This is a genomic window from Gilliamella sp. GillExp13 (assembly GCF_001690815.1).
In the GTDB taxonomy this organism is placed as follows: domain Bacteria; phylum Pseudomonadota; class Gammaproteobacteria; order Enterobacterales; family Orbaceae; genus Gilliamella; species Gilliamella bombi.
Genome location: NZ_LZHJ01000133.1, coordinates 43,436 through 61,671, shown reverse-complemented (window position 1 = coordinate 61,671; position 18,236 = coordinate 43,436). Strand labels below are relative to the sequence as shown.

Annotated in this window: 14 protein-coding genes and 1 tRNA gene; 1 reads left to right on the top strand and 14 read right to left on the bottom strand. The window is 34.3% G+C overall.

Annotated features, from left to right (window positions below):
* Positions 1-209: 209 nt before the first annotated feature.
* The 9 genes from A9G37_RS09785 to A9G37_RS09745 form a co-directional block, all read right to left on the bottom strand.
* Positions 210-285: transfer RNA gene (locus A9G37_RS09785), tRNA-Ala, on the bottom strand.
* Positions 286-410: 125 nt separating this feature from the next.
* On the bottom strand, positions 411-1,406 hold the full coding sequence (gene secF, locus A9G37_RS09780; protein ID WP_051634228.1) for a protein translocase subunit SecF: 996 nt from the start codon (positions 1,404-1,406) through the stop codon (positions 411-413).
* Positions 1,407-1,421: 15 nt separating this feature from the next.
* A complete protein-coding gene (gene secD, locus A9G37_RS09775) occupies positions 1,422-3,278 on the bottom strand; it encodes a protein translocase subunit SecD (RefSeq protein WP_081297722.1) in 1,857 nt (618 codons plus the stop codon).
* Between the two features lie 68 nt (positions 3,279-3,346).
* Positions 3,347-3,676, bottom strand: a complete 330-nt coding sequence (yajC, locus tag A9G37_RS09770) for a preprotein translocase subunit YajC (protein ID WP_065575380.1) — start codon at positions 3,674-3,676, stop codon at positions 3,347-3,349.
* Between the two features lie 186 nt (positions 3,677-3,862).
* Entirely contained in the window at positions 3,863-5,599 is a 1,737-nt protein-coding gene (locus A9G37_RS09765; RefSeq protein WP_065575379.1) for an NADH-quinone oxidoreductase subunit N, read from the bottom strand.
* A gap of 6 nt (positions 5,600-5,605) precedes the next feature.
* Positions 5,606-7,150 carry a complex I subunit 4 family protein gene (locus A9G37_RS09760; protein WP_081297721.1) on the bottom strand — a complete coding sequence of 515 codons (1,545 nt, stop codon included), beginning with the start codon at positions 7,148-7,150 and terminating at the stop codon, positions 5,606-5,608.
* Between the two features lie 17 nt (positions 7,151-7,167).
* Entirely contained in the window at positions 7,168-9,015 is a 1,848-nt protein-coding gene (locus A9G37_RS09755) for an NADH-quinone oxidoreductase subunit 5 family protein (RefSeq protein WP_065575378.1), read from the bottom strand.
* Positions 9,012-9,314, bottom strand: coding sequence for an NADH-quinone oxidoreductase subunit NuoK (gene nuoK, locus A9G37_RS09750; RefSeq protein WP_034912410.1), 303 nt, complete (start codon positions 9,312-9,314; stop codon positions 9,012-9,014). The genes A9G37_RS09755 and nuoK overlap by 4 nt, the downstream gene beginning before the upstream one ends.
* A 1-nt stretch (position 9,315) precedes the next feature.
* A complete protein-coding gene (locus tag A9G37_RS09745; protein ID WP_034912407.1) occupies positions 9,316-9,807 on the bottom strand; it encodes an NADH-quinone oxidoreductase subunit J family protein in 492 nt (163 codons plus the stop codon).
* 345 nt (positions 9,808-10,152) lie between these two features.
* On the opposite strand from A9G37_RS09745, the gene ppc reads away from it, so the two are divergent.
* The gene (ppc, locus tag A9G37_RS09740) at positions 10,153-12,804 is read left to right on the top strand and encodes a phosphoenolpyruvate carboxylase (protein ID WP_065575377.1); all 2,652 of its coding nucleotides are present in this window, start codon (positions 10,153-10,155) and stop codon (positions 12,802-12,804) included.
* 23 nt (positions 12,805-12,827) lie between these two features.
* On the opposite strand, the gene A9G37_RS09735 is transcribed toward ppc, so the two are convergent.
* The 5 genes from A9G37_RS09735 to aspS all read right to left on the bottom strand — a co-directional run bounded on the left by A9G37_RS09735 (position 12,828) and on the right by aspS (position 18,217).
* Positions 12,828-13,892: an SEL1-like repeat protein gene (locus A9G37_RS09735; protein ID WP_034912401.1), complete on the bottom strand. Its 1,065-nt coding sequence runs from the start codon at positions 13,890-13,892 to the stop codon at positions 12,828-12,830.
* Positions 13,893-14,013: 121 nt separating this feature from the next.
* Complete coding sequence (gene ubiD / locus A9G37_RS09730; RefSeq protein WP_034912396.1) at positions 14,014-15,477, bottom strand: 4-hydroxy-3-polyprenylbenzoate decarboxylase; 1,464 nt, start codon at positions 15,475-15,477, stop codon at positions 14,014-14,016.
* A gap of 92 nt (positions 15,478-15,569) precedes the next feature.
* Positions 15,570-15,986 carry a hypothetical protein gene (locus tag A9G37_RS09725; RefSeq protein ID WP_034912393.1) on the bottom strand — a complete coding sequence of 139 codons (417 nt, stop codon included), beginning with the start codon at positions 15,984-15,986 and terminating at the stop codon, positions 15,570-15,572.
* Positions 15,987-15,997: 11 nt separating this feature from the next.
* A complete protein-coding gene (gene nudB / locus A9G37_RS09720; protein WP_065575376.1) occupies positions 15,998-16,450 on the bottom strand; it encodes a dihydroneopterin triphosphate diphosphatase in 453 nt (150 codons plus the stop codon).
* A gap of 9 nt (positions 16,451-16,459) precedes the next feature.
* Positions 16,460-18,217, bottom strand: coding sequence for an aspartate--tRNA ligase (gene aspS / locus A9G37_RS09715; protein ID WP_034912388.1), 1,758 nt, complete (start codon positions 18,215-18,217; stop codon positions 16,460-16,462).
* Between the last annotated feature and the right edge of the window lie 19 nt (positions 18,218-18,236).

Sequence of the window (18,236 nt, the reverse complement as noted above, 5' to 3'; positions counted from 1 at the left end):
GTTAATGGATGTGTTTTCCTTGCCATAATTATTTTAGGTATACGATATATAGGTATATTGCGTCTGTATACCTAAGCATATACCTAAAAATTATGGTTGTAAATGTACCTTACTGATACTTAATGGGCAATAAAATAGACTTTAAGGCTTGTTATTACTGGGTTTGGTGTACTTTATAGGGTTTAAAAGAATGTTACTGATTATTGAATTGGTGGAGCCAAGGGGGATCGAACCCCTGACCTCAACGCTGCCAGCGTTGCGCTCTCCCAGCTGAGCTATGGCCCCAAATGAAAGGGATAAAACTGTGGCTAATAATATGCAACTAAACGATAAGTGTCAATTAGTTTGGTACTATTTGTTTGAAAAACAGTCTAATAAAACTCTGCCAATTAATGGCAGAGTTCACATAACTAACGCAATATTGAAGGTTGATTTGCCCCTTCTGCTTCAATTTTAGGGGGCATAAAGTGTTCACGTTTTACGCCTAATTTGAGTGACATATACGCAGCAACATAAATTGATGAGATTGTACCAAGCACAATACCAACGCCTAATGTTTCAGAGAAACCTTTTAACATTGAACCACCGAAAATATAAAGAATAACGACCACTGCAAGGGTTGTACCTGACGTCATCAAAGTACGGTGCAATGTTTGTGTTAACGAGATGTTGATAACATCGTAAGGATCTGCTCGTCGAATCTTTCTAAAATTCTCACGAATTCGGTCGAAAACTACAATGGTATCATTGAGCGAATAACCAATTATCGATAACATTGCAGCAATGATAGTTAAATCTAGTTCTCGTTCAAATAATGATAGATAACCTGCGGTGATGATAACATCATGCGCTAAGGCAACAACCGCACCAGTACCAAATCGCCATTCAAAACGAAAGGCAATATAGATTAGAATACACACTAATGCGGCACAGATTGCCAATATACCATCTTGGGCAAGTTCAGAGCCTACTGTTGGTCCTACAAATTCAATACGTTTGATTTGAGCATCGGCATCAATATCTTTATGTATTAAATTGGAAATTTTTGTACCTAGTGCATTATCAATAGCAGATAACGTACTACCATCTTTTTGTTTAGCTGAAGGTAATCGAATAATGATATCTTTACTACTACCATAATATTGCACTATCGGCTCATGATAACCCGCATCGCGTAAACTGTTACGAAGGTCATCAAGGTTAACCACTTTTGTTACGGTAAGTTCTACTGTCGTACCACCAGTGAAGTCTTGTCCTAGGTTAAATCCTTTAATAAAAATAACCACAAAGGATGCGACTACCAATAACATTGAAATCACAAAAGCAATAAAGCCAAATTTTAAAAAGTCGAGGACTCTGCGACCATGATTTAAATCTCTAACATCATGATTTTCTTTTTTATTAATAACCACAATAAACCTCTAAATTGATAACTTATTAACACGGCGTCCGCCATAAATAAGATTGGCTAATGCACGAGTACCAACAATCGATGTAAACATTGATGTTACAATACCGATGCCTAGTGTAATGGCAAAGCCTTTAATTGAGCCTGTACCAACAGCATAAAGAATAATAGCTGTAATTAATGTAGTTAGGTTGGCGTCAAAAATACTGCTCCAAGCACCAGCATACCCTTCATTAATTGCATGCTGAACACTACGTCCATTGCTAAGTTCTTCTTTTATTCTTTCATTAATCAGTACGTTGGCATCAACAGCCATACCAACGGTTAACACAATACCCGCAATACCTGGCATGCTTAGCGTTGCCCCAGGAAGTAAAGACATTGCACCAACAATTAAAATTAAGTTAGCAACTAATGCAAGGCTAGCAAATACGCCAAACAGACGATACATCACTAACATAAAGATGACTGAAATCGCTAAACCCCATGCGCAAGATTCTAACCCTTGAGTTATATTTTCTTGCCCCATTGATGGTCCAACAGTGCGCTCTTCAATGATTTGAATCGGAGCAATTAAAGCCCCTGCACGTAATAATAATGATAAATTTTTAGCTTCATCAATATTACCAATACCCGTTACCTGAAAACGGTCACTAAAAATACCTTGAATCGTTGCTACATTGATAACACGTTCTTGTTTTTCAAGAATTGGTTTGTCGTTTTCATCACGTTTACCAGTGTCTTTGTATTCAACAAACAATGTTGCCATCGCTTTATGAAGATTTTTTTGGGTAAAATCAAACATTCTTTTACCCCCCGAGCCATCAAGAGTAATAGCAACTTCGGGTTGACCATATTGATTAGCACGATATGAAGAATCAGTTATATGCTCCCCTGTTAACACAATACGCTTATAAAGTAATACTGGGCGACCACTCTCCATATATTTAATTTCTGAACCATAAGGAACACGCATATCACCATTTAGAATGGCTGGCAAGTTAGGGGTACTTTCTTCATTAACTTGTCTAAATTCAAGTGTTGCTGTTGCTCCTAAAATACGTTTAGCTAATGCTGTGTCTTGTATACCCGGTAATTCAACAACTATACGATCAGCACCTTGGCGTTGAACTATTGGTTCAGCAACACCTAACTGATTAACACGATTTCGTAAAATTGTAGTGTTTTGTTGTACAGCATCATTTTTTGCTTGTTGTAACCGTTGTTCACTAACATTAACTACAATAGCATTATCACTTTGAGAAACAACTTTGAAATCTTGTATACCGTTGATCTTAGTGATGGCCTTATTGCGATCTTCAGTATTGTCAAATTGTATTAAAATTTGCTGATTACTATCTTTACTGATCGTTTTATAATTTAATTTGCTATTAGTAAATTCGGCTTTTATGTTCTCAATAGATTGTTCAGTGAGTTTACTTAATGCGGTTGTCATATCGACTTCCATTAAAAAGTGAACACCACCACGTAAATCGAGACCAAGCTTCATTGGTTCAGCACCTAACACCGTAAGCCAAGTTGGTGTTGCTGGAGCTAAATTTAATGCAACGATATACTGCTCACCTAATGCTTCTGATATAATTTCTTTTGCTTTAAGCTGCGTATCGTTATCACCAAGACGAATTAAAATGGACTTATTTTCGTAAACCAGTGATTTTGGTTTGATATGATTATCAGTTAAAAGTTTTTTGATTTTATCTTGCGTAGCAACGTTAATTTCAGCTGTATCTGATCCTGAAATTTGTATAGCAGGATCTTCACCATAAATATTTGGAAGTGCATAAAGAAGGCCGAGGCAAATTACAACGACCAACATAATGTACTTCCACAAAGGATAACGGTTTAACACGACATATTCTCTTGTGGTATTAGGTAATTAATACAATGAACAATAATAGCTAATAACTACTATCTCTATTATAGTGATTTCATTGTCCCTTTTGGTAAGACTGATGTAATAAAGTCACGTTTGATCACAACTTCAGTCGTATCATTTAATTCTAACGCAATGTAACCATTTTCGTTAACTTTTGATACGCGACCAATAAGTCCACCGTTAGTTAATACTTCATCACCTTTTGAAATTGATGCCATTAAATCACGATGTGCTTTAGCACGTTTTTGCTGAGGTCGCATAATCATAAAGTAGAAAAATAACCCAAAAACTACTAACATGATAAAAAAATAAAGATTGCTTTCAGGGGCTTGCCCATCAGTAGCATGGGCATTAGAGATTAAAAAGTCCATATTGGTCCTCTTGATTAAAATAAATTTTAAAGGTCGGAATTATAACATAATAAATTAAGCTATTATTAACTATTTCTTGTCAAAAAGTTTCAGGTAACTATGCGTTCTAGTATAAAAACAAAGCATTCAATATTACCTAGGTTGATATAATTCCACCAATAAAATAATGTGGCAGATAAATGTTAATTAGGTGGTCAAATATTGCGCCATACTAACTAAATTAAATAGCCATTTAGGGTATATTCCACAAAGCATCGTCAATAAGGCACATAACACAATGATTAATTCACTTATTCTAATATCAGTCCATTTTAATTTAATTGAAGATTTGCTTGATATTAGATCATCACGACAAACAGGTCTTATATAAAGGTTTATAATTAAGCGAGCATAGAAGTAAAGACCTAATGCACTGCCAATAACAACGGCAGCGACTAACCACCATAATTCGGCTGTTACACCTAATAACACCAGTAAAAATCGTCCAACAAATCCCGCAGTTAAGGGAGTTCCCGCTAAAGATAAAAGTCCAACTCCCATGGCTAATGCTAGGATTGGCCTTCGCCAAAATAGTCCTGATAGGTCAATTTCGTTTTCATGATCTTGAAGTTCATCAGAGTGTGAATCTAAACTGATCGCGCCTAAAATACAGATATTAGCTAAAATATAGCCAATTAGATAAACACCAATAGTTTCTAATGCTAATACTTGATATTGCACAGCTATTAAAGCCGTTAATAAATAACCAAAATGTGCTATTGATGAATAAGCTAATAGTCGCTTTAAACTACTTTGCATTAGCGCCAATAAGTTGCCCCACAAAATAGAGCAAAACGCCATAATAACTAAAATAATACGAATAGTTTCATTGTTAACAATAGGTGCCAATAAAAATAGTCTTGCGATAGCACAAAAAATTGCAACTTTTCCGACTGTTGATAATAATAAGGCGACTATTGTTGGTGCACCTTGATAAACATCTGGTAACCAAAGTTGAAATGGTACAAGAGATAATTTAAAACCAATGCCGACTAGCATTAAGCACACACCTATCAATAATAATAAACTTGGATAAGACATTGTTGAGAGTTGATAGCTTAAACCACTAAAAGTGAGTTCTCCGGTAGTTGCATAATAAAAAGCAATCCCCATTAATAAAAACACGCTGGCGATAGCAGATAAAATCATGTATTTAACTGCTGCTTCCAATGAATGAGTCTGCGTATATTGATAACCAATTAATCCAACAAATGGAATAGATAACAGTTCGATCCCAATAAAAAATGCAATTAAATGGCTTGAGTAAACAAGTGTTACACCACCTAATGCCATGAAAAGTAAAATTAAATAAAATAATCCATGATGATTCTGTTCTTGTTTAAACCAGCGATAAGCAAAACATGCAACGGAAATAGATATCATTAAAATCAAACTGGTGTAAAGTAGCCCATAGCCATCACAAGTAAATAGAGCTGTGATATGGTGTGCTTTCCACTCATCTGTTGACTCGTCATCAATATTCGAATTATTCACAACATTAGAATTAATATCGATATTTTTATTGTCAATGCTATTATTTTCGGTATTACTATCAATATTTATAGTTTCATCTTCATTAGATGATTCGGTCGTTTCTGTAGACACCGTATCAATTGCAATAGTTTCTTCACTCGATCGAGTTTGTTCTTTAGCGGACTCCGAAATTGATGCTGATATTTGCATATTATCACTGCTGATATTAGTAATAGCTTGAGTGCTAAAAGAAATTTTATATCCAACCATCACAGAGCAAATTAAAGCACAGGTTAATCCGCATACTGTTAAAATAGCACATCCTTTGGTACTTAATTTAAAAGCAAATAGTAAAGCTAAAAAAACGATGATGGCTAGACTTAATACAAGAATGGGTGATAAAGCTATCATAGGTTATTACTCCCCTACCGGCTCTGTGGTTATGTATTGTTGTGTTTGATTCACGACAGAATAAGACATATCTAAAACCACTTGAGGATATAAACCGATAAAAATAAGTACACTTAAAATAGTTGATAATAATAAAAGATCTTTCTTACTAAGCCGGCATTTTGTTGCAGCTCCTTTATCAACTACACCATAAAAAATTGGTTGTATACGTACAATAAACGAAATGGACAGTAATAATAAACCAATTACTAGTAAAATTGTATAATAGGAAAAAGCATTATAACTACCAAGCAACATCATATAATTCCCAATAAAATTAGCCGTACCGGGAATGCCTAACACTGCCAATATAAAAAACAGAGTAAAAGAAGATAAATAAGGCACTCTTTCTTTAAGCCCAACAAATTGATTTATGTTTCGCGTTGAATAACATTCAACTAATAATCCACTAATTATAAACATGCCGACGATTGCTAAATTGATGGCTATCATTTGAATAACCACACCTTGATAAGCAAGAACAGAACCACTATAGATCATTGCAGTTACAAAACCCATTAAAGCAATATGAATATAAGCTATTAGCTTTTTAATATCAGTTTGGTTAAAAGCAAGTAAAGCAGCATAAACAACCGTAAGTAGTGCAAATGCTAACATTAACGGCATAATAATGATTGATGCATTAGGAAATAGCGGTATAACAAAACGCAATAAACCAAATGCAGCTGTGTTAAGTAATAATCCACTAATCATCATTGAGCCTGTTGTTGAAGATTCGATATGAGCTTCAATAAACCAACCATGAAATGGAACAAATGGTATGCGAACGATAAAAGCAGCTAAAAATCCTAGCATAATTAAAAATTCGGTATAACTTGAAATTGGTGTTTTGGTTAATTCTTGATAATCAAACGTCCAATGTCCTGTTAAATTCCAGTTAATCAAAGCTAATGAAACTATCGAAATTAGCATAAGTAAACTGCTCACTTGAGTATAAATCAGGAATTTACTTGCACCATTAAAACGCAATTGCGAACTTGAATCTCGTCGTCCCCATAAGGAGATTAAAAAATAGATAGGGATTGCTACAGCTTCCCAAAAGAAAAACATTAAAAATAAGTCAGTGATTACAAATAACATCATGATTGCCGATGTCATAAATAATAGACATAAGTAAAATAGGCCAAGATTGTTTAAGCTTTCTTTACTAGAATAGATAATAGTCAATAATACAATAAATAAGGTTGAGGTAATAACAACCATAGATAAACCATCTAAGACAAGATGAAAATGAATGCCTAATAAAGGGATCCATTCTAGTTTAACTTCTTTTACCCAATTTCCCCCTTGATTTAATATAGATATAGCATCTATCCATAATAATATCGACATCAATAATGTAAGAAAAATAGTAATAAAAGCTACAATTATTGGTAATTTTGACCAACGCATTTGTACATTGACAGAAACAACGCCTCTTTGTAAACATACATGGCATAACCACCCAAAAAATCCGCCTATTACAGGTAAAAAAACGAGCCATAATAACATGAATGATTACACCTTTATTAAATAAAAATCAGTAGCATTAATATGAAAATGCTACCTATAACCATCGAAACCATATACCACCGAATTTGCCCATTTTCTAGATCAACGGTGAACGCGTTTACTTTTTTGATCCCCTTCATTATCCAATTATCCCAAAAAGCTAGTGGATCTTTTTTCAAAAAATGGGCTAAATAGACATAAGGTTTAACAAATAAAGTATGCAATAAATAATCATAATGCCAATCACTATTACATAAACGTAAAAGGAATTTAACCATTGGTGTATTTAGAATTTCTTGTACTTCGCTATTTGGATGAGCATATAAAATATAAGCAATCAAAAAACTCAATCCAGTCACTGCTGCTAGCAGTAGCTGAAAAGGTAACTGCCCATTAGTATCTAACTCAGCTATCGGAATAATACCTTGAGTTGGTAATGGGAAATAGATAAATAAAGCTGTAGTAAATATTAATAAGATGAAAATTGGTAAATAACTTAACCACTTGGTTTTAGTAAAATCATACTGTTTTTGTTTACGATAAAAAACCATTGAAATTAAGCGCCAAATACCCAAACTAGAAAGTAAAATACCAAACAAACCAATGGTTCCTAATATCAATTTATCTTGAGTCATTAAACCCAATATGATATCGCCTTTAATATAAAATGATGATGAAACCCAAGGCATAGCACTAAGTGATAGCATGATTAACAAAAATATCGCATATAACATCGGAAACGTTTTAATTAGACCACCTAGTTTACTGATATCTCGTTCACCTTGACATTTCTTAATTAAAATAGATGAAGCTAAAATTAGCAATGTGCTTGTTACGACATAATTAATTAAGCAATTAAGAGATAAACTCCAACTTTTTGTTGAAAAAGCATAAAATAAATAGCTAATTTGCGTTAAATTAATATATGTAACAATTCGTTTAATATCATACTGCACTAATGCAATGGTGCTAGCAAATAATATAGTCAATGATGAAATCATTGCTATAATAGCAAGAACATCGCTCGACATCATAAACAAATCACTAAGTCTTAAAACTAAATACACACCAGCTAAAATTACTGTTGAAGATTGCAATAAAGCCATCGCAGGCATTGGAGCTAATGTTGTTTCAGCAAACCATGAATGCATAGGAAATAATGCCGACTTGCCCATTGCCCCAAGAAATAGCATTAGAGTAATCCAAAATATGATATCAGAATCAACAGCCAAATTATCATGTGCTTGCGTCAAAACGTCACGGATATTTAATGTTTCTAGAGTTTGATACAGTAAAAATATACCAATAATTAGAAAAATATCAGTTAAATGCATAATCACAAATGCTCTAACTGCAGCATAACCATTACGAGGCTGTTTATAGTAAATACCAATGAGCAAGTAAGCACTTATACTCAAACCTTCCCAACCCATTAGCATAACAAACAAATTATTGACCAATATTATAGTTAATATGCTAGCAATCAATAAATTACTGTAAGCATAAAAGGTATAAATATCTTTTTTTGAAGTTAAATCACAAGCTGCAAAAAAATATACCCAAAAACCAAAAAATGAAATCAACGCTAAAAAGGTTAATGATAATCCATCCAAGGTTAAGGAAATAGGTACTGAAAAGTCACCTACCGAAAACCAATTCCACAGTGGTCGAGTGTAAACTAAGGTCATATCAGGTACTGTATTTGAACTAAAATCGATACAAGAAAATACAGTAATTAATGCTATTATCAGCATAGTAGTAATACCAATAATTATCACATTAATTGATCTGATATGTCTCCCTAAGCTCACCAATACTAAAAAAGAAAATAAGGGAACAATAATAGTTAAATAAAGTAAATTCATCCTTTCATTTCACTCAATGAGTCAATATTAAATGTTTTTCGACGGTAAAATAGTTTTATCATCAATGCAAGACCGACACACACTTCGGCTAAGGCAGTTATTACTGCTAAAATAGCAAGTACTTGCCCATCAGATTGTTGCCAATAGCTACTTGCTGCAAACAACGCAACTATAACCCCATTATTCATAATAATAAGACTAAGTAATAAAAAATAGAAATGGCGTCGAATCATTATTCCTAACAAACCAATCACAAATAAAATAGAAGCAAGAATAAGACTATGTATGAGTGGAATCATATTATTTCTCCAACATAAGCCGATGCATAAAATGATAAGCAATCACAACTGCGCCCAATAGTAAAAACAGTGCCAATTCAGCTATCAAAATGTATGCATATTTAGACATTTCATGCATTAATTCATGAGACTCTTTCAGTTCTGAATAGTCAGTACTTACTACACTATAAATTAGGGCGACTAATAATACAAACGCTAAGACAAGTGGACCTAACCAGATTTTAGGACTAATTCCCTGTTTGTGGTTTTCAACATTATCATCTTTAATTTTCAAAATTGAAGCGACAAGTAAAAAAAGAGTTACCGATCCACCAATAAACAGTAAAATATATAAAATAGCTGAATAATATGTATTAAGTAGAATAAATATTAATGCTGAAGCAAAAAGTGAAATAACAAGATATAAAATTGCTTTATCAACACGTAAACTACTAATTACTTTTATACTAGCAACGACAGCAATAATCGACGCGATATAAAAAACAGCAATCATTAAATAATCCAATGTGTATTCATAATATAGCTAGTATATACCCAAATGATATCAAGATACAGTTTAGTACTGTATTCATAAAAAATAATCCTGTTAAATAAGTTTTCTGATGAATATTTCTAATATTAAATAAACATTCGAAGTCTAATTTTTCATGCTAGATATAATTAAAACAACTAAAAAAAATAAAAACCATAAAATTTTATTATTTAAATTCAAAATTAAATTGTAATAAAGTATAACTTATGCACATTAATCAACATTATACCTATCCCATTAAATTGTCATTTTGATTCATACAGCTTAAAGGTGCTTAGGCATAATAAAATCGAAGACGAGAAAATCATGAATAACCAATACTCATCAATGAGAAGTAATGTCAATATGTTAGGTACTTTACTAGGCAATGCGATCAAACGTGCTACAGGCAATGAAACATTTAATTTAGTTGAAATGATAAGACAATTATCAAAATCAGCTCAACAAGGAGATACTCAAGCTCATAATGAGTTACTTAAATTAATTGAAAATCTTAACGATGACGATTTATTACATGTTGCACGGGCATTTAATCAATTTTTGAATTTGGTCAATACAGCTGCTGAGTATTATGGTATTTCACCCCATGGGGAAGCGTCTAGTAGCCCTAAAAAAATGACCGAATTATTTAGCACACTAAAAAACCTTAATTTTTCAAATCAAACTATTACAAAAGCAATTAATGATTTATCAATTGAATTAGTGTTAACCGCACATCCGACCGAAATCAATCGCCGAACGATGATTAACACTTATACAGCTATAAATAACTGTCTATCACAACTGGACCATGATGATTTAGCTGACTACGAAATTGAGCGTATTATGCGACGTTTGAAGAAATTAGTTTGTCAGGCTTGGTATACTGATGAAATACGCAAAAAACGCCCTACTCCGATTGATGAAGCTAAATGGGGATTTTCAGTCATTGAAGATAGCTTATGGAATGGCGTACCGCTATTTTTACGTGAACTTAATGACCAATTAGTTGATGCGTTTGATGAACAATTATCGGTTGATCATGTCCCTATTAGATTTACCTCATGGATGGGGGGAGATCGTGATGGTAATCCAAATGTCACAGCAAAAGTAACAGAAAAAGTCATGTTACAAGCCAGATTAAAGGCAATTGAGTTATTTTTATCTGACATTCAAATACTTGTTCGTGAGCTTTCAATGACGGAATGCAGTAATTCGGTCATTGAACTGTTAGATGAAAAAAACAAAAACGTTTCAGAGCCATATCGAGCTGTAATGAAGCAGTTACGAATACGTTTAATTAAAACTCACAACTATATTGAAGCTTTATTGAATAATGAACCTATATTAGCACCTTGCGATATTTTGACTAAAAATGAGCAGTTATGGAATCCGCTTTATGTATGTTATGAATCGTTAATTGATAATGGAATGTCAACAATTGCTCATGGGCCATTGTTAGATACACTGCGTCGTATAAAAAGCTTTGGGTTACAATTAGTCAGATTAGATATCCGTCAAGACAGTTCAGTACATACAGAAGCGCTCGACGCATTAACCAAAGAACTTAATTTAGGTAGCTATGCTCAATGGTCTGAAGAAGAAAAACAAGCGTTTTTATTAGCAGAATTACAATCAAATCGACCATTATTACCTTACAGCTGGCAACCAGATCAAATGGTTCAAGAAGTATTAGACACTTGTCGTGTAATAAAAAAAGCGGGCGATGAATCAATTGCTTCTTATGTAATTTCAATGGCCAAAGCACCTTCTGATATTTTAGCGGTTTATCTATTATTAAAAATCGTCGACTGCCAAAAACACATTCCCATAGTACCGTTATTTGAAACATTAGAGGACTTGAATAATGCTAAATCTGTCATGCAAAAACTACTGGATATCCCTTGGTATTACAATAAAATTCAAGGTAAACAGATGGTGATGATAGGTTATTCTGATTCGGCTAAAGATGCTGGCACTCTTGCCGCGTCTTGGGCACAATATCGCTCACAAGAGGAATTAGTTAATTTATTTGAAAAATATAATATCAATTTGGTGTTATTTCATGGACGAGGAGGATCAATTGGTCGAGGGGGCGCACCAGCTCATGCCGCACTGCTTTCGCAACCACCTGGATCATTAAAAGGAGGACTTAGAGTTACTGAACAAGGAGAAATGATCCGCTTTAAACTTGGTCTGCCAGAGGTTGCTCTCAGTAGTCTCATGCTTTATACCTCAGCTATTTTACAAGCCAACTTATTACCACCACCAGCACCTAAACAGGAATGGCGCAATATTATGGATGAAATGTCAGAAATTTCATGCCATTGTTATCGTAGTTATGTACGAGAACGTTCTGAATTTGTTGATTATTTTAGAGCAGTAACACCAGAGGTTGAATTAGCCAGATTACCACTAGGCTCAAGGCCACAAAAACGCCGAACAGGTGGAGGGATTGAAAGTTTACGTGCTATTCCTTGGATTTTTGCTTGGACACAAAACCGTTTAATGGTGCCATCTTGGCTCGGAGCAGGTAGTGCACTTAGAGCTGTTATTGGAGAAGGCAGACAAAACATTCTTAAAGAGATGTACCACAATTGGCCTTTCTTTAATGCCCGATTAGGTATGCTTGAAATGGTTTACGCAAAATCTGCACCAAATATTCACCAATATTACGAACAACGTTTAGTCAATCCTGCATTATGGCCATTAGGTGAAGAATTAAGAAATTTGCTAACCCAAGATATCAATACAGTATTAACTATTACTGATGATATTAGCCTAATGGCTGATTTACCTTGGATAGCGCAGTCGGTGGCCTTACGTAATACTTATATTGAGCCATTAAACTTGTTACAAGTAGAGTTACTGAGTCGTTCACGAAAAAACAACGATAATGATAATAAAAACATCATAGTTGAACAAGGGCTAATGATCACCATTTCAGGAATCGCAGCGGGTATGAGAAACTCTGGATAAATTAAAAAAGGCTAATGCCTTTTTTAATTTTCTGGTAATAATTGTTCTAAATAAGCTTTAGCGTCTTGATCTCCTTGCTCGCTAGCTTTAGTAAACCAATAAATAGCACGCTCTTGATCTTTATCCGTACCTTCACCTTCTAGATATTTAACACCTAAATTATATTGAGCATCAACACTGCCCTGCTCTGCAGCTTTTAGATACCATTCAACGGCTTTTTCCTCGTCTTTAGGCACTCCTCCACCTACATCATACATCACACCAATATTATATTGAGCATCAGCATTACCAGCTTCAGCGGCTTTAGTGAACCAATATGCCGCTTGCGTATTGTCCGGTTTAGTTCCTGTACCTGTTACATACATAATTGCTAAATTGTACATCGCTAATACATGGCCATGCTCTGCCGCTTGTGTATAAAAATAGCTAGCTGCCACATAATCTTGGGTTAAACCATCGCCATTTTCAGACATTAACCCCAAATAATATTGTGCTTCTGGAATATTATCTTTAGCTGCTTTACTAAACCAATCAGCTGCCGTCATGCGATCTTCTTTTACGCCATCACCAAAAAAATACATAATACCAAGATTTAGATAAGCGTCATAAATACCTTCATCACCAGCCTGTGTAAAATAATCAATCGCAGTCGGTATGTTTTTTTCTACTCCATTGCCTTCTTTATACATTAAAGCTAAATTATATTTAGCTAATGCATAATTTTGATCTGCCGCTAATTTAAAATATTTAAATGCTTCATTTAAATCAGGTTCAGTACCTAAACCACTTTGGTACATAAATGCTAAATTATTTTGTGCTTTGGCAAGCCCTTGTTCAGCCGCTTTTTTATACCAGAAAAAAGCTCGAACATCACTAACCTCAACACCTAATCCTTGTTTATAAATATTTCCTAATGAGTACTGAGCTTCTGAGTTCCCTTTTTCTGCAGACAAACGTAAAGAAGGGAGCAATGAATCTGACGCTTTAAGCTTTAATTGAGTATCATCTGATTGCGTCTTATAATTTGTAGCCATTGCACTATAAGAAATAGATAACAATAGTACTAACAATATTTGAATTTTTTTCATATTTTTTAATTATTATAGCAATTTTAATAATTATACATAAATGCAATATAAGGGAATAGTTTTTGTTTAATTCTTATTTGGACTATTTTATTTATACAATTAATATTGATTAAAGATAATTCTATAAACCTAACTCATCCCAAATTTCGTCAATATGGGCAATGACTTTTGGATCTTTCTTAATTATCTTTCCCCATTCACGATTTGTTTCACCTGGCCATTTATTGGTAGCATCTAAACCCATTTTAGATCCTAATCCTGATACAGGTGAAGCAAAGTCTAAATAATCGATCGGTGTATTATCAATAAAAGTCGTATCCCGATGAGGATCCATACGTGTCGAAATAGCCCACATTACATCTTTCCAGTCACGTGCATTAATATCATCATCACAGACAATTACAAATTTGGTATACATAAATTGCCTTAAATACGACCAAACTCCCATCATAACTCGTTTAGCATGACCTGGATATTGCTTTTTAATAGTAACAATCGCAATACGGTATGAACATCCTTCTGGCGGTAAATAAAAATCAACAATTTCAGGAAACTGCTTTTGTAAAATTGGAATAAAAACTTCATTCAAAGCAAGTCCCATGATTGCGGGTTCATCTGGTGGTCTACCTGTATAAGTTGAGTGATAAATCGCATCTTTCCGGCGAGTTAAGTGCGTTACGGTAAATACGGAAAATTGCTCAACTTCATTATAATAACCTGTGTGATCACCATACGGACCTTCTGATGCTAACTCATTAGGATCAATATAACCTTCAAGAATTATCTCTGCACTAGCTGGAACTTCTAAATCATTCGATAACGATTTGACTACCTCTGTTCGGCTACCACGTAATAATCCAGAAAAAGCATATTCAGGTAGAGTATCTGGCACTGGTGTCACTGCACCTAAAATGGTGGCTGGATCAGCTCCAATAGCAATACTAACTGGAAATCTTTCGTTTGGGTGTGCTTGTTGCCATTCGGCAAAATCAAGTGCACCACCACGATGTGACAGCCAACGCATGATCAATTTATTTTTTCCTAAAAGTTGCAAGCGATAAATGCCCACATTTTGTCGATCTTTATAAGGACCTTTAGTAATAGTCAGTCCCCAAGATAACAGAGGTGCTACATCTTCGGGCCAGCAATGCATAATAGGTAAACGAGTCAAATCCACCTCATCATCCTTAAAAATCACCTCTTGGCATGGTGCTGAAGAACGATGTTTGACAGGCATATTTAGTACTTGTTTATACTTAGGTAATACATTAAAAAATTGCCGTATGCCCTTAGGGGGTTCCGGTTCACGTAAAAATGCCAATAACTCACCAATTTCACGCAAAGCTGAAGTATCTTCACGCCCCATTCCCATTGCAACACGTTTAGCGGTACCAAACAAATTACATAAAACAGGCATATCATAACCAATCGGATTTTCGAATAATAAAGCAGGGCCTCCATTACGTAAAACACGATCAGCAATTTCGGTCATTTCGAGATAAGGATTAACAGGAAAAGTAATTTTTTTTAATTCACCTTGTTGTTCAAGATAATCTAAAAAATCTCTAAAATTTGAAAAATTCATTTATTACTACTCCCTGTTACTTAATAGTCTTTAGTTAACCAAATCCTAAAATCATTTTTAATACTTAATACTAATGTAGCTTTGATATTTAACTAGTCTGCATCAAAGTTTTCACTATATATAGGTACTTGTTTATTTTGATTACACTCAACTATTTTAGGTAATAAGGCATCAAATTGTTTTTTATCGATTTCAATAAATTTATCTTGCTCAGCTTGATAAAATAAAAATTGTTCAGATTGATCATCAAATAGAAACGAGGCTATCCAGTCATTTCGATCATCACTATTTTCATTAGCAAATATCTGAATAATACTATTTTCACGTTTTTCAGGTTGATCATGTAATTTATAATCAATTATCTTCTCTGATATTTTAACGTCATACTCATCAAAAATAATATAATCATTTTGATTAGGTTGACACTTTGTTATATTTATATCGGCATTACAAGTTGGTACAAAAAAACATAAGCAGGACAACGCAACGGCATATAGGCTTAATTTCATTTTCAAACCTCTTAATTAGATTTAATCAAATTGTGAATATTACCAATAGCTTCACTGTTATTTGGAGATAAAGTAAGATTGATTGCTTCATCAATTGTTAACCATTGATAATCTAAATGCTCAGTAAGTACTGGTATTATCTCATTAATAATAGGCAGATAAAACCAATGTTCTTTATTTAGCTTAACTTCTGGTGCATATTTATGTCTAAATTGCGGGAAAATCTCAAATTCAACGGAATACTTTGCATCAATTAACTCAAGATTTTGCCCTATAATATCAATGCCTGTTTCTTCAAAAACCTCACGAATTGCTGTTTCTCGTGGTAGCTCATTATTTTCCATACTACCTGTTACTGATTGCCAAAAACATGGGTCGTCTTGGCGCTGTAACATAAGACAACGGTTTGTTATCTGGCAGAAAATCACCACCAGAACAGATTCAGGTTTTTTGAATTTTCGCATCAAATATCACTATTTTTTATTTACTTCAATACCAAGTTCAGTCAATGCTGCAATATTGGCTGGGCTTGGAGCATCAGTAAGTAAACAAGCTGCTGCTGTAGTTTTAGGAAACGCTATCACATCGCGAATATTATCCGTTCCAGTTAATAACATACTTAATCGATCTAATCCAAATGCCAATCCTGCATGAGGAGGTGTACCATATTTTAATGCATCAAGTAAAAAGCCAAATTTCTCACGTTGATCATGTTCATTAATACCTAAAATTGAAAAGACGGCTTGTTGCATTTCGCTACGGTGAATACGAACCGATCCACCACCAACCTCATAACCATTGATTACCATATCATAAGCATTTGCAACAGCATTTTCAGGATTATTCAGAAGTTCTTCTGGTGTATAATCTTTTGGTGACGTAAATGGATGATGCATAGCACTTAAACCTTCATCTGTTTCTTCAAACATCGGGAAATCAATAACCCAAAGTACAGCCCATTTACTTTCATCGGTTAAACCTAAATCTTTACCAACCTTTAAACGTAAAGCCCCTAACGCATCACTCACTACTTTATAGCTATCGGCACCAAATAATAAAATATCACCATCTTTAGCATTGGCACGATTAAGCAGTGCTTCCATTTGCAATTCATTAAAGAATTTAGCAACTGGGCTTTGTACACCTTCTAACCCTTTGCAACGTTCATTAACTTTAATCCAAGCCATACCTTTTGCGCCGTAAACTGAAATGAATTGCGTATATTCATCAAGTTGTTTACGTGTTAATTGTGCTCCGTTTGGAACACAAAGCAATGCAACGCGTCCTTTCGGATCGTTAGCTGGTGTTGAAAACACTTTAAAATCAACATCTTTAACCAAGTCAGCCACATCAATAATTTCAAGCGGATTACGCAGATCAGGCTTATCACTTCCAAAGCGACGCATCGCTTCAGCAAAAGTCATAATAGGAAACTTACCTAAATCCACATTTTTCACATGTAACCAAAGCTCACGAATCATCTTCTCCATAACATCACGCACTTGCTCTGCTGTCATAAATGAAGTTTCAACATCGATTTGCGTAAACTCAGGTTGACGATCGGCTCTTAAATCTTCATCGCGAAAACATTTTACAATTTGATAATAACGGTCGAATCCTGACATCATTAGCAATTGTTTAAATAATTGTGGCGATTGTGGCAGCGCATAAAACTCACCTTTATGAATTCGACTTGGAACCAAGTAATCTCGTGCGCCCTCAGGAGTTGCTTTGGTTAACATTGGTGTCTCAATATCTAAAAAACCATGTTCGTTCATAAATGAACGAACAAATGCGGTAATTTTAGCTCGCGTTTTAAAGATCGTTGCCATTTCAGGGCGACGCAAGTCAATATAACGATATTTTAGACGTTGCTCTTCACTGTTGTTTTGATTGAAATCAAGAGGCAATACATCGCTACGGTTAAATATTTTCAATTCAGTTGCCAAAATTTCAACCTCTCCGGTTGCCATATCTTTATTGATTTGACCTTCCGGACGAGCTCTTACTTTGCCTTTAATTTGGATACAAAATTCATTACGAAGTTCACCAGCAAGTTGATATGCTTGTTGATAATCAGGATCAAAAAAAACTTGTACAATACCTTCACGATCACGCATATCGATAAAAATCATACCGCCTAAGTCTCGGCGTTTATTGACCCAACCACATAATGTTACTTCTTGATTAATATAACTTGCATTGAGTTGTCCGCAATAAATTGTTCTCATTAAAATATCCTGTGTACTA